This is a genomic window from Clostridium zhoujianii, from assembly GCF_051590805.1.
In the GTDB taxonomy this organism is placed as follows: domain Bacteria; phylum Bacillota; class Clostridia; order Clostridiales; family Clostridiaceae; genus Clostridium.
In genome coordinates this window covers 2,247,302-2,259,561 of the sequence record NZ_JBPUTF010000001.1, presented here as the reverse complement: position 1 = coordinate 2,259,561, position 12,260 = coordinate 2,247,302, and the positions used below count along the sequence as shown (strand labels likewise).

The window sequence follows — 12,260 nt, the reverse complement described above, 5'->3', positions numbered from 1 at the left end:
AATCTTCTTTTTTATCTGAAAGCAGAGGAAGTAATAGGCTGTATAATTCAATATATAGCAACTTGGAAAAGCTAAGGCAGAGATTGGATGGTGTAATACTAAAAAGATGGTAGGAACAAAATCTAGCTGCTTTACGCCAGATACCTTAGTTAAGACAGATGAAGGATTAAAACCTATAGTAGAGATTAAAGAAGGAGATAAAGTAGTCTGTTGACGAAGATAGTATTGATGAAGATGCAAATATTAAAGATATAAAAGAAGTAAAGATAAGTGAAACAGATACACTAGTAAAATTACAAATCAATGGAGAAGAGATAAAGACAAGCAAGACACATCCAATCTATGTAGAAGGAAAAGGCTTTATCGATGCAGAATATATTGTAGTAGGAGATAGAGTAAGAACTGCTGAAGGTGAAATAAAGGAAGTATTATCAAAAGAGATAGAAACTTTAGAGTCACCAATAAAGGTATATAACTTAGAGGTAGAGGATAATAGAACCTATTATGTTGGAGATGGGGAAATACTAGTACACAATATGTGTGCTAAGCCAACTAAGGGGGTAGGTAATCGTAAAGTATTTACATCAGATGATCCATTAGTAGGAGAGTTAGCAACTAATATTGAGGCTAATTTACCAGGAAGAGTAGTAGATGTAAATAAAGTTATTAAAGGTGCTGATGGAAAGATTAAAACTGACTTTGATATAGAATTAGATAATGCAATATTACAAGTTAAAGAAGGTGGTGGAAAGGGTATGGTTTCTCAATTAGAACGTACTGCTAAGACTACAAATAAAACTGTAATAGGATATGGACCAGACCTCAAAGGAAGTATTGTAAAAGGGGCAAATGCAAAAGGTTTTGAGGTGTTTAGATCTGAATTAGAATTAATAGAGTATTTAAAGAATTTAAAATAGAGGTGTTAACAATGAAATCAATAATTCTTATAGGTGATGATTCTTTAGAATTGTCTAAAATTCAAAAGTTAGAACTTGATGGTTGTATAAATTGTAGTGAGATATTTGAAAACTCCTTAGGAATTGAGTTAAAGAGTGGTAGACTATATTTAGACTATAGTAATGATATAGGATTAGATTATGAAGAAGAAGAATTAAATACTATTAAGATAGAAAAACCTAAATTTATATCTATAGAATATTCAACAATAGATGCATTAAAGATACTTCTAGAAGCGTTGTTAAACTGTACAAACTTGTTAGTTGATGATGATAAAGGCAATATAATAGATATAAGGACATATTTACAAGGCATATAAATATAAAGGTTATATACTAAAATTGAAAATTAAAAATATTAAGCACTTCTGATTTAATTCGGAAGTGTTTTTTCTTGAAAAGTGTAATAGTCTTTAAATAAGTAGAATATGCAAAAATAGCATGGAAGTGGAGTCAATCAAATTAACAGTTAATAGAACTTAATAGAGAACAATGACTGAATAGACTGCATAAAAATAGAATTAGAGTAAATATAGTTAAATCAATAAAAATAATGTTTATATATACTGCATAATTTTAATAATGCAGTAAAAGAGGTTAAAAAGGTTAATGTTTCAATAATTGGAGCATTAATCTTTTTTTATGTATTGACATAATTTAAGAGCTAGGATAACTAGTGTTAAAAATGATCGTAAGCTGAAAGGCAAGGAAATCCTAGAGTCAATAATTCCACTTAAAATAGAGGGGGAATTAATAACAATAAATATGTAAGGGAAAAATCAATTCCACTCAAAAATAAAAAGAATTGAAAAGATAAAACAAATAAATAATGGAACTTGGAAAGAGCAACGGGAGATAGATGGGGAACAAGAACTTAAATAAAAATAATAATTGAAATAGATAAATAGAAATCTACATAAATAGATTAATTTCAGCTAATGTAGATGGTAACTTAGTTAAGTATGGATATAACGGCTTAGACAAAAAGGTATCAAAGACTTTAGGCAATGATATTACTTCATTAATATATGATGGAGATAATGCAGTTGAAGAAGTATTGAATGATAAGTTAAATGGAACAACTTATTATGGGGATAAGGCACTATATAGAAATGACCTTCAAAATGAGCAAAAATATTACTACTTCTATAATACCCATAATGATGTAACAGACTTAAGATTAAATGGACAAACTAAGACAAGCTATAAGTATGATGCCTTTGGTAAAGAGGTAGGCATAAATGGCCAGGGTACAGTAAAGGTAAATAATCCTATAAGATATGCAGGATATTATTACGAAGAGGATAGTAATTTATACTACCTAAATGCAAGAATGTATAATCCTGATACAAAGAGATTTATGCAACAAGATACAGTAATTGGGGATATCCAAGATCCAAATACATTAAATCTTTATGCATATTCAGGAAACAATCCTATAATAAATTATGATCCAACTGGACATTGGTTTGAAACATTTTTAGATGTAGTTAGTTTAGGAATGAGTATACGTGACTTTGTTAAAGAGCCATCTTTATTGAATTTTGGAATGCTAGCGTGGGATGTAGTATCTTTAGTGCCAGGGGTTCCAGGAAGTTATGTTGCAAAGGGCTTTAAGTATGCAGATGATATTCATGATGGAGTAAAGGCTGCAGATAGGATACACGATGGGGTAAATGCAATAGACAATATTCATGATGGAGTAAACGCAATAGATAACATTCATGATGGATTGAAAGCAGCTGATGGAGTTACTAGTGTAGCAAAACAAGCAGAAAATATTAGAGATTTATCAGTGGCAGCAAAGGGAGGAAAGGAATTACTCCAAGAAACTGCAAAGCAAACTATGAAACATGGTGATGATCTGATAAAAGATGGAAGAGTAATAGCATCATCAGCTAGAAAAGCAGCAGAAAAATCAAGAGCAATAATGTCACAAGTTAAGACTAAGGTATCTTCGATAAAGAGTAAGATATCAAGTACCATTAAGAGCAAGATGGATAAGATAAAGGCTGTTGGTGGAAGTAAAGTAGATAATATTAAGACCAATATAGGTAATAAGGTTCAGGTTGGAAAAGCTAAGACAGAGATTGGCTGGTGTAATACCAAAAAGATGGTAGGAATAAAATCTAGCTGCTTTACGCCAGATACCTTAGTTAAGACAGATGAAGGATTAAAACCTATAGGAGAGCTTAAAGAAGGAGATAAAGTATACTCTGTTGATGAAGATAGTGTTGATGAAGATTCAAGTCTTAAAGATATAAAAGAAGTAAAGATAAGCGAAACAGATACACTAGTAAAATTACAAATCAATGGAGAAGAGATAAAGACAACCAAGACACATCCAATCTATGTAGAAGGAAAAGGCTTTATCGATGCAGAATATATTGTAGCAGGAGATAGAGTAAGAACAGCTGAAGGTGAAATAGAAGAAGTAACATCAAAAGAAATAGAAACTCTAGAGTCACCAATAAAGGTTTATAATTTAGAAGTAGAGGATAATAGAACTTATTATGTAGGTAGTAATGAAGTTCTAGTGCATAATGATTGTGATGATGCTAGAAGAATATTAAATAATATTCAAGAAAGTAAGAAAGCAAGAGAGGCATCAAGGTTTAAAGAAGTAGGGATAGTAGAGAAGAGAGTATTGTCAAAAGAGGATACTATTGCTACAATAAAGTCAACAAGAAGACAGGTAGAGAAATTAATGAAAAATGATCAAATAGGACAAGCTATGTTACAATCAGGAAAAGAAGAATTATATGGAACATATTTCCATAATAGAGTTTTTAAAAGAATTAAAAGTGCAAATATAGACGGACTAGATATTGATAAGAATATATTAAAGCCGGGTACAAACGGTGGCAAAGGAAATATTCGTAGACCAGATTTTCAATGGAAATCTGGAAGTAAAGATTACGAGTTATGGGACTTGAAGCCTAATGGATTTAGATGGTCGAACCAGTTCCAAGATATTACAGATTGGACAGGGATCAGCCCAAAAGCATTTAAATACAATAAATAGGAGGATAAAAAGATGGAGTTAAGTAGTATATCTAGCAATCCATTATATGAGACGAGATTAGGAATTATATTTTACTTTTATCAGGATCCTGAGAAGATAAAAGTGAAAATTAAAAGATTATTAAAAGATTTTAAAAATTTATCAAATAAAGATTATATATACTATAGTCATAATTCTTTGGATGAATTTAAAAATATACCTGAAAATGGAGTGGAATTTTTAGAAAAAGAAATAGGTAATATGGACTTTAATGAATCACAACATCTAATAGCAGTAGATTCAACAAAAGAAAGAATGCATACTATCAGGGTTGAGATGATGCTTAGAACAATTAAAGAGGATTTTAAATCTAAGACTCCTAATTGGATATACTTCGAATTAAGTCCCTATATAAGTTATTCAGAGGTATTATCATTTGTTAAGAATGCATTTTATGATATGACTTATCATTATTCATGTTGTAACTTTGTAATTGGTCAAAATGATAATTATTTGAAAAGAAGTTCATCATATGCAATCAAAGCGCTAAAAGAAACTAGCATTTTTAATGATCAATATTCTATATTATTTAATCCTTCTTTATTAAAGAGTTTAAAGGATAAAATAGATGGACCTAACTATATACAGGTATTGTCTAAGGAACTATACGAAAAAATTGGATTTGAAAATATATTTAACAAATGCGAAGAGGCAGATATATATTATGAATTCGGAGAAGACTATGTAATATTTTCTTTATCAAAAGATAAGCTAATTAAATCAGAGAATGAATTGTTTGAGAAATATGTAATGTTAAATGAATTAATTTCACCAATTATTGGGGAAATAGATAAACCAATAATGTATTGGGATGATGATGAATGGGTACAGTGGCGTAATAGATTTTTAGATAAAAGTAAAGATGTATCATAGAGTTAAATAAGTAGTTAAGGGCTGTCGCATTAACGGATTAAAATCAGTTAGCGATAGCCTCTTTTACTTTATAGGAAATTATAATAAAGTTAAATCTGTGGAGAACTTTCTTAAGTTTGAAAAGATAAGGTAGATATTAGAAGAAAAAAACTCAATGGGGAACCGTCCAAGGAAGTAGCAGTGCTTAGCTCACACTATAGTGGGAGCGTTAGCAATGGTAGCCATCGGATAAAGGCTGTTGGTGGAAGTAAAGTAGATAACATTAAGAGTGGCTTGACTGAGAGAATAGCAAAAAGCAAGCAAAGTGAAGGGATAGTATGTAAGACCAAAGCTTTTGTAAGTAATAATCCAAGTTGCTTTACCCCAGATACTTTAGTAAAGACAGAAGAAGGACAAAAGCCAATAGGTGAACTTAAAGTAGGAGACAAGGTATATTCAGTAGATGAAGATAATGTAGATGAAGAATCGAATATAAAAGAGATAAAACAAGTAATTGTAAGTGAAACAGATACATTAGTTAAGTTAACAATAGATGGAGAAGAAATAAAAACAACAAAAACACATCCAATCTATGTAAAAGGAAAAGGCTTTATCGATGCAGAATATATTGTAGCAGGAGATAGAGTAAGAACTGCTGAAGGTGAAATAAAGGAAGTATTATCAAAAGAGATAGAAACTTTAGAGTCACCAATAAAGGTATATAACTTAGAGGTAGACTTATTATGTTGGAGATGGGGAAATACTAGTACACAATATGTGTGCTAAGCCAACTAAGGGGGTGGCTGACCCTAGTGGTTTAAAGCTATCAGATAAGGCTAGGTCATATAAGAATTCTGGAAATACAACACAAGCATTAGGTGAACATTATGAAGATTTAATAAGAAATAAAGTTGGAGGAGAGAGTAAAGTTATACAAGGAAGAGAGTTTGATGTTGTTACTGATAATAAAATTATACAAGCTAAGAGATCGTATTCTGCAGTAGATAATCCTAATACTTTTTTAAAGGGTAAAACTAAAAAACAGATAAAAGAAACTGCTAGAATAGCTAATGAGATGGGAATGGAAGCTGAATATTGGTTTAAGTATGGTGTACATCCTGAAGTTAGAAAATATATTGAATCTAAGGGTATTAAAGTAATAGAAGGGTTGGGATATTAAAGTGAGTAGATATATATCTATACGAGGTTGGTTAGAATGTGATTTTGAAAATATAGAAAAAATAAGGAGTATGATAAAAGAGTACGAAGTTAAAAATGAACTAATAATGGATAAGAATGATATTGATAGGTTGAAAAGATATCAAACAGCATGGCAATTTCCAAAAGAGAAAATTAGTTGGACAGCTTATGTATTTTACGGTGCAGATGTGAAATATGGATTCGAGAAATATATAAGAGAACAAATAGAATTGATTTCTAGTATAGATGATGATTGTGAAGGCTTTTTTATATGTAGTGATGAAGAAGATGCTAATGATGAAGAATGGAGAATAAAAAATGGGAAGCTAAGCATAATTAGAAATGAATTTAAATAACCTCAATTCAAAATTATGATTAGATTAAATGCAAAAATAGTTAACTTTAAAAATCATATTAAAGCAATTAAGGGCAACTATTAATTTAGATTCATAATATTAATAATGCAGTGAATAGGGGGTAAAGGGGGCAGAGTGGAAGATAAAAATACCTTCTAAAATCTTTACCACCTATGCCCCCTTTTCAACCTAAAATAAAAAGAAAATATCGTTGCAACTGAAATGTCGATACTACAATAGTGTCGATATTTTTTTACATTCAATTACCTTGGTAATAGTAGTGTAGATAATACTACCAATATTTTCAATAGTTAAGATAACAAGAATTACACTAACGCCATAAGCTGAAAGCTAAGAATTGAAGAAGAGATAAGTAATGACTAATAAGAATAAAGAATTGATTAATAAGAAATAATAATTGAGTATCAAAGAATAGATAATTAAGTAATTGGTAAAGTATTAAGTAATGAAGAAAGATAATAAATAATAAAATCATCAACTACAGTAGAATAAGTTTATTAGATTAAGGAATACCATAGTGTTTATTATAATAATGCTAAGAGATAAAGCTTCAAAAGATGCTTTATCTCTTTTCTTATGTAAAAAATCAGTGGAACTTATCTAAATTGTAATCTAAAGAGACTTTATAAAAGAAGTTTTAACAATAAATTATATTTGAATAGATATATAGAAAATTAATTATTCTAAAAGTTTTTGTGTAGATAGACAAAAAGTCCATAAAAAACACACAAAGTTAAACATCTACTTAACCCTAGCTTAATCCTACTTTAACAAATAAATCTTAGAATTTAAATATAAGCTGGAGGTGAGTTATGGGATTATATGTTGATCAGAAGAAAAATAAAATTTTAGAAATTATATATTCAGAAGGAAAAGTAAGTACAAGGGAGCTAAGTATAAAACTTAAGCTATCAACTGAAACAATAAGAAGATATCTAGAAAACTTGGAGAATGAATCAAAAATTAGAAGGATTCATGGTGGGGCAGTAAAGTTAAATTCTTATACAAGTGAAGAACCAATAGGCACTAGAATATCAAAGATGGAAAGAGAAAAAAGAAAAATAGCTAAAGCAGCTTCAGAGCTAATATCTGATGGAGAGAAAATAATAATTGATGAAGGTACTACAACACTACAACTTGTTAATTATTTAGAGGGTAAAAAAGATTTAGTAATTATAACTTCATCATTTCCAGTAGCTATTGGGATTATGAGTTTAATTAACAATAAGAAAATAGAAGCTAAGTTAGTTTTTCTAGGAGGAGAAGTTCAGTGTGATAATAAAAGAACTGTAGGTTCTGAATGTATTGATATGGTTGATAAGTATTTAGTAGACAAAGCATTTATATCCTGTGAAGGGGTATCCTTAGAACATGGTATTACAGCATATGATTCTCTTAAATCAGAGGTTTCAAGAAAGTATATTAAGCAAGCTACAGAAATAATATTATTGACTGATTATAGTAAAGTAGGTATTAGAAATTTTTATAAGATAGAAGAATTAATAAAAATAGATAGGATTATCTCAAATAAAAGCATGCCCCTAGAATGGAAAGAAAAATTAAAATCATGGAAAATTGAATGGCAAGAAGCTAATTAATAGATAAAAGGTACAGGTTTTTAAGTAATAAATTTTAGGAGGAAGATGTAATGAAAATACAAGGGGTAATTTTTGATTGGGCAGGAACAACTATAGACTATGGGTGTTTTTCGCCAGTGGAAGCATTTATGAGTACTTTTAAAACCATAGGAATAGACTTAACCTTTGAAGAGGCTAGGGAACCAATGGGTATGTTAAAGATTGATCATACAAGAGCTTTATTAACTATGGATTCAGTAAAAGAGAGATTTAATGAAATATTTAAAAGATATCCAAATGAAGGGGATGTAAAGGAACTATATAGTAAGTTTGAGCCAATTTTATTTGAAACTCTAAAGGACTATGTTAAGTTAAATCCTTATGTTAAAGAAACTGTTGATGAGCTTAAAAGAATGGGTATAAAGATAGGTAGTACCACTGGATATACTAAAAAAATGATGAGTGTTATTATTCCTATAGCTAAAAATAAGGGGTATTTTCCAGAAGTTTGTATAGCTTCTGATGAATTAGGTTATGGTAGACCTTATCCATATATGATCTATGAAAATGCAAGGAAGTTAAATATTTATCCCCAAAAGACTATAGTAAAGGTTGGAGATACAGTTGTAGATATGAAGGAAGGAGTAAATGCAGGTACTTGGACTGTTGGGATTGTACTTGGAAGTTCAGAGCTTGGATTGACTTATGAAGAAGTAGAAGAAATAGATATGGATGAATTATATACAAGAATGGAGTTGGTTAGAAAAAAACTTTATGCAGCAGGGGCTGACTATGTAATTGATGATATGAGTGGATTAATACCTGTTATTGAAGAGATAAATGAGAAACTAGCTTAATTTAAAGGAGAAGGTTTATTATGATAGAGTTAATACCAAATAATGATTATATACTACTTACACCGGGGCCACTATCAACTAGTAAAAGGGTGAGGGCTGCATTACTTAAAGACTGGTGCACTTGGGATACTGAATATAACACAATGGTTCAAGATATAAGAAGGCGATTGTTAGAGGTGGCTGGATGTTCAGATAATTATACAGCAGTATTAATGCAGGGTAGCGGAAGTTTTTCAGTTGAATCTGTTATAGGAACAACTATTGGGGATAAGGATAAGCTATTAATATTGGCGAATGGTGCTTATGGTAAGAGAATGAAGGATATTGCCAATGTATTAAAGATAAATCATAAAATTGTTATAACTCCTGAAAAAGAAAGATATAGTGTAGATAATTTAGAAGAAATTCTTAAGGGGGATGCGGAAATAACTCATATTGCCCTTGTTCATTGTGAAACAACTACAGGAATATTAAATCCACTTGAAGAATTGGCTAAGGTATCCAAGAAGTATGGAAAGACTTTAATCGTTGATGCTATGAGCTCCTTTGGAGGTATTGAAATTGATGTTGAAGGTATTGGAATAGACTACTTAATATCATCTGCTAATAAATGTATACAAGGGGTACCGGGGTTTGGATTTGTAATAGCTAAGAAGGAAGTTTTAGAGAAAGTAAAAGGACAGGCAAGATCATTATCTCTTGATTTGTTTGAGCAGTGGGATGCCATGGAAAAAGGTAATGGTAAGTGGAGGTTTACATCACCAACTCATGTAACTCATGGATTTTATGAGGCTCTGAAGGAGTTAGAAGAGGAAGGCGGAGTAGGAAAGAGATATGAAAGATATAATACAATGCAAAAGACATTAGTTGCTGGAATGAAGGAATTGGGCTTTAGAACATACCTTAATGAAGAGTATCATTCACCAATAATAACTACATTTTGTTATCCTGAAAATAGGGATTTTGAATTCGGTGATTTCTATAAATTTTTAAAGATCAAAGGGTTTGTAATATATCCTGGAAAACTATCTGATGAGGATACTTTTAGAATTGGGAATATTGGGGATATAGGGATAGGTGATATTGAGAGACTACTAAGGGCTGTAGGAGAATATATTTTACTAAATGGCTGTTCTAGATAAATGTTGTTAAAATAATTAGTATGTAGATTTGAGAAAATCCCCTTAAAGGAATAGCTACCTTTAGGGGGAATTACATTATCTTAAGCTTATTACTAGTATTCTTAATGAGAATGTAATTATTAACAAAAAATTTCGGGGTATAATGTTAACAAAAGGGATATCATGGGGGTAAAATATATGGTAGGTAAAAAATTTATAAGGGTTCTGACAAAAATGATTATGATACTTTTTTTAATTATTGTTGTATCCTTAGTTGGAGCCTTAGGTATGATGAGATCTGTGCAGAAAAAGGGTGAAAAGAATATAGTTTCAGTAGATAAATTACCTAAGGATGTAGATGCCATTATTGTTTTAGGAGCAGGAGTTAAAGAGGATGGTTCTCCCTCAGATATTTTAGTAGATAGATTGAAAACATCAATAGAAGTATATAACTCAGGGGTAAGTGGGAAGCTTTTATTATCAGGAGATCATGGCAGAGATGGGTACAATGAAGTAAAGGCTATGAAAAAATTTATGAAAGATAACATGGAAATAGATAATAAGGATATTTTTTTAGATCACGCAGGTTTTTCTACTTATGACAGTATATATAGAGCCAAGGAAATATTTAAGGTAGAGAAGGCGATAATCGTTACCAATGAATATCATCTACCAAGAGCTTTGTATTTAGCAGAAAAGATGGGAATTGAGGCCTATGGACTACCATCAGATATAAGAAATTACTTGTATATAGATAGTTATAGAAATAGAGAGAAAGTAGCTCAATTAAAGGATTTTATTTATGCTAATGTACTAAAGCCAGATCCAGAGTTTTTAGGAGAAGAGATTCCTGTTGGGTCTATGGATGGTAGGGTTACAGATGACGAGGTATAGTTTTAAAGGCGAGAGTTAATTAGACTCTTGCCTTTTATATTTATATACTATTTAATGCTGTTCTAGATAAATGTTGGTAAAGTTGATAATATAGTCACCAACATTTATCTAGAACAGAATTAGATTATAAGAAATAGAGAATATAATATAGTAGAAAAATATATATTTCAGGAGAATACTCAATAGATATGAAGTTATTTATTAAATAGACGATAATAAAGTATATAAATGGGAGGAGGCAACTATTATGCTAGATAGAATATATCTTGAAAGTGAAAGATTAATGGATCTTGAGAATAAAAGTATAAAAAGGCCTAATTCTATATCTCAAATTAGAAAAGAAGGTAGAGATAGAAAGAGAGAAGACACTTTTAAATATAGGCTTAGGGATGAAAGTAAAAAGAAGCATAAAAAGAAAGAACAAGAGGAAGAAAAATTAGAATCAGAAGTAGATGGTGGAGTAATTGTTTCCCCAAGTCTAAGTAATTTAATAGATGAAAACAAAATTATAAGTAAACTTGTTACTGATAAGTTTGTAAACAACCCAAAGATAAAGAAGAATATCAATTTTGATGAGGATAAAATAATAGAATCAATTTTAGAAAAGTAGGGGGATAGCTATGAGAATAAATGCAATGGGTATTAATTTTTCTCAGAATATTAATAAAGCTAGTAGTATCTATAGTATTAATAGAGAGAAAGATGGAAAAGAGGGGACAAGTCTGAAACTTTCTAATAAAGTTCAGAATAAAGCAATGGAGAGCTTAGAAAAGCTTAAAGAAAATTTTTTAGAGCAAAAACAAGCTTTAAAAGATAGGGAAATGGATCCGGAAGAAAAGAAATATAAGATGAAAGAAATTAATGAAAATATTCAACAAGTTGAAGCTCAGATGCAACAACTTCGTATTCAGCAAAAGGAAGAAGAGGCTGAGAAGGTTAAAGAAGAAATTGAAAAGAAAAAGTCTGAAGAAGATAAATATAAGCAAAATGGTGATGAAGTAAGAGATGGAGTTATTATCTCAGCTAGTTTAAATGAACTAATTGAAGCAAGTCACTCTATGAAAAATATACATAATCTAAAGGACATTAAAAATAGAGAGAAGATAGAATCAATGTATATTGGTCCTACTGATAATCCTAATACATTTAATAGCAAAAGAATGGCACAGATAAAAAAGAGTGAGATTAATATAGAGGCTAGTATTTCAAAGGAAATTAAAAATATAAATAAAGGTGCTAGCAAAATTCAGGAAAAAGTTGGTTCTAAAGTAGATGAAATTAGAGAATACGAAGAGAATGAAGAACAAAGGGAAGAGAAGGAAAACAGCATAGAGGATTAGGAATATTGTCTATTTATTTTAC

General features: G+C 30.3%; 13 protein-coding genes and 1 pseudogene. All 14 read left to right on the top strand.

Annotated elements, in window-relative coordinates; all coding sequences use genetic code 11:
* Positions 1-224 precede the first annotated feature (224 nt).
* Positions 225-530 (top strand): annotated as a pseudogene (locus tag ACSYT2_RS10700) (polymorphic toxin-type HINT domain-containing protein); the annotation flags it as partial.
* A 6-nt stretch (positions 531-536) separates the two neighbouring features.
* Entirely contained in the window at positions 537-917 is a 381-nt protein-coding gene (locus ACSYT2_RS10695) for a hypothetical protein (RefSeq protein ID WP_438384755.1), read from the top strand.
* Between the two features lie 11 nt (positions 918-928).
* Positions 929-1,276, top strand: a complete 348-nt coding sequence (locus ACSYT2_RS10690) for a hypothetical protein (protein ID WP_438384754.1) — start codon at positions 929-931, stop codon at positions 1,274-1,276.
* A 737-nt stretch (positions 1,277-2,013) separates the two neighbouring features.
* Positions 2,014-3,981, top strand: a complete 1,968-nt coding sequence (locus tag ACSYT2_RS10685) for a polymorphic toxin-type HINT domain-containing protein (protein WP_438384753.1) — start codon at positions 2,014-2,016, stop codon at positions 3,979-3,981.
* Positions 3,982-3,993: 12 nt separating this feature from the next.
* Positions 3,994-4,893 carry a hypothetical protein gene (locus ACSYT2_RS10680; RefSeq protein ID WP_430855205.1) on the top strand — a complete coding sequence of 300 codons (900 nt, stop codon included), beginning with the start codon at positions 3,994-3,996 and terminating at the stop codon, positions 4,891-4,893.
* A 180-nt stretch (positions 4,894-5,073) separates the two neighbouring features.
* Positions 5,074-5,658, top strand: a complete 585-nt coding sequence (locus ACSYT2_RS10675; RefSeq protein WP_430855204.1) for a polymorphic toxin-type HINT domain-containing protein — start codon at positions 5,074-5,076, stop codon at positions 5,656-5,658.
* On the top strand, positions 5,648-6,052 hold the full coding sequence (locus ACSYT2_RS10670) for a restriction endonuclease fold toxin (protein WP_430855203.1): 405 nt from the start codon (positions 5,648-5,650) through the stop codon (positions 6,050-6,052). The genes ACSYT2_RS10675 and ACSYT2_RS10670 overlap by 11 nt, the downstream gene beginning before the upstream one ends.
* A 1-nt stretch (position 6,053) precedes the next feature.
* Positions 6,054-6,428 (top strand): hypothetical protein, encoded by a 375-nt coding sequence (locus ACSYT2_RS10665; protein ID WP_430855202.1) that lies wholly within the window; start codon positions 6,054-6,056, stop codon positions 6,426-6,428.
* Positions 6,429-7,261: 833 nt separating this feature from the next.
* On the top strand, positions 7,262-8,047 hold the full coding sequence (locus ACSYT2_RS10660) for a DeoR/GlpR family DNA-binding transcription regulator (protein ID WP_430855201.1): 786 nt from the start codon (positions 7,262-7,264) through the stop codon (positions 8,045-8,047).
* Between the two features lie 50 nt (positions 8,048-8,097).
* On the top strand, positions 8,098-8,883 hold the full coding sequence (phnX, locus tag ACSYT2_RS10655; protein WP_430855200.1) for a phosphonoacetaldehyde hydrolase: 786 nt from the start codon (positions 8,098-8,100) through the stop codon (positions 8,881-8,883).
* A gap of 20 nt (positions 8,884-8,903) precedes the next feature.
* Positions 8,904-10,025 (top strand): 2-aminoethylphosphonate--pyruvate transaminase, encoded by a 1,122-nt coding sequence (gene phnW / locus ACSYT2_RS10650; RefSeq protein ID WP_430855199.1) that lies wholly within the window; start codon positions 8,904-8,906, stop codon positions 10,023-10,025.
* 177 nt (positions 10,026-10,202) lie between these two features.
* On the top strand, positions 10,203-10,898 hold the full coding sequence (locus ACSYT2_RS10645; RefSeq protein WP_430855198.1) for a SanA/YdcF family protein: 696 nt from the start codon (positions 10,203-10,205) through the stop codon (positions 10,896-10,898).
* 247 nt (positions 10,899-11,145) lie between these two features.
* The gene (locus ACSYT2_RS10640; RefSeq protein WP_430855197.1) at positions 11,146-11,508 is read left to right on the top strand and encodes a hypothetical protein; all 363 of its coding nucleotides are present in this window, start codon (positions 11,146-11,148) and stop codon (positions 11,506-11,508) included.
* Positions 11,509-11,518: 10 nt separating this feature from the next.
* On the top strand, positions 11,519-12,238 hold the full coding sequence (locus ACSYT2_RS10635) for a FlxA-like family protein (RefSeq protein ID WP_430855196.1): 720 nt from the start codon (positions 11,519-11,521) through the stop codon (positions 12,236-12,238).
* Positions 12,239-12,260 lie beyond the last annotated feature (22 nt).

What these genes read in the sequence shown, in the direction of transcription:
- ACSYT2_RS10695 (WP_438384755.1), top strand. Translation starts at nt 537, where the DNA reads ATGTGTGCTAAGCCAACTAAGGGGGTAGGTAATCGTAAAGTATTTACA.
- ACSYT2_RS10690 (WP_438384754.1), top strand. Translation starts at nt 929, where the DNA reads ATGAAATCAATAATTCTTATAGGTGATGATTCTTTAGAATTGTCTAAA.
- ACSYT2_RS10680 (WP_430855205.1), top strand. Translation starts at nt 3,994, where the DNA reads ATGGAGTTAAGTAGTATATCTAGCAATCCATTATATGAGACGAGATTA.
- ACSYT2_RS10670 (WP_430855203.1), top strand. Translation starts at nt 5,648, where the DNA reads ATGTGTGCTAAGCCAACTAAGGGGGTGGCTGACCCTAGTGGTTTAAAG.
- ACSYT2_RS10660 (WP_430855201.1), top strand. Translation starts at nt 7,262, where the DNA reads ATGGGATTATATGTTGATCAGAAGAAAAATAAAATTTTAGAAATTATA.
- phnX (WP_430855200.1), top strand. Translation starts at nt 8,098, where the DNA reads ATGAAAATACAAGGGGTAATTTTTGATTGGGCAGGAACAACTATAGAC.
- phnW (WP_430855199.1), top strand. Translation starts at nt 8,904, where the DNA reads ATGATAGAGTTAATACCAAATAATGATTATATACTACTTACACCGGGG.
- ACSYT2_RS10645 (WP_430855198.1), top strand. Translation starts at nt 10,203, where the DNA reads ATGGTAGGTAAAAAATTTATAAGGGTTCTGACAAAAATGATTATGATA.
- ACSYT2_RS10640 (WP_430855197.1), top strand. Translation starts at nt 11,146, where the DNA reads ATGCTAGATAGAATATATCTTGAAAGTGAAAGATTAATGGATCTTGAG.
- ACSYT2_RS10635 (WP_430855196.1), top strand. Translation starts at nt 11,519, where the DNA reads ATGAGAATAAATGCAATGGGTATTAATTTTTCTCAGAATATTAATAAA.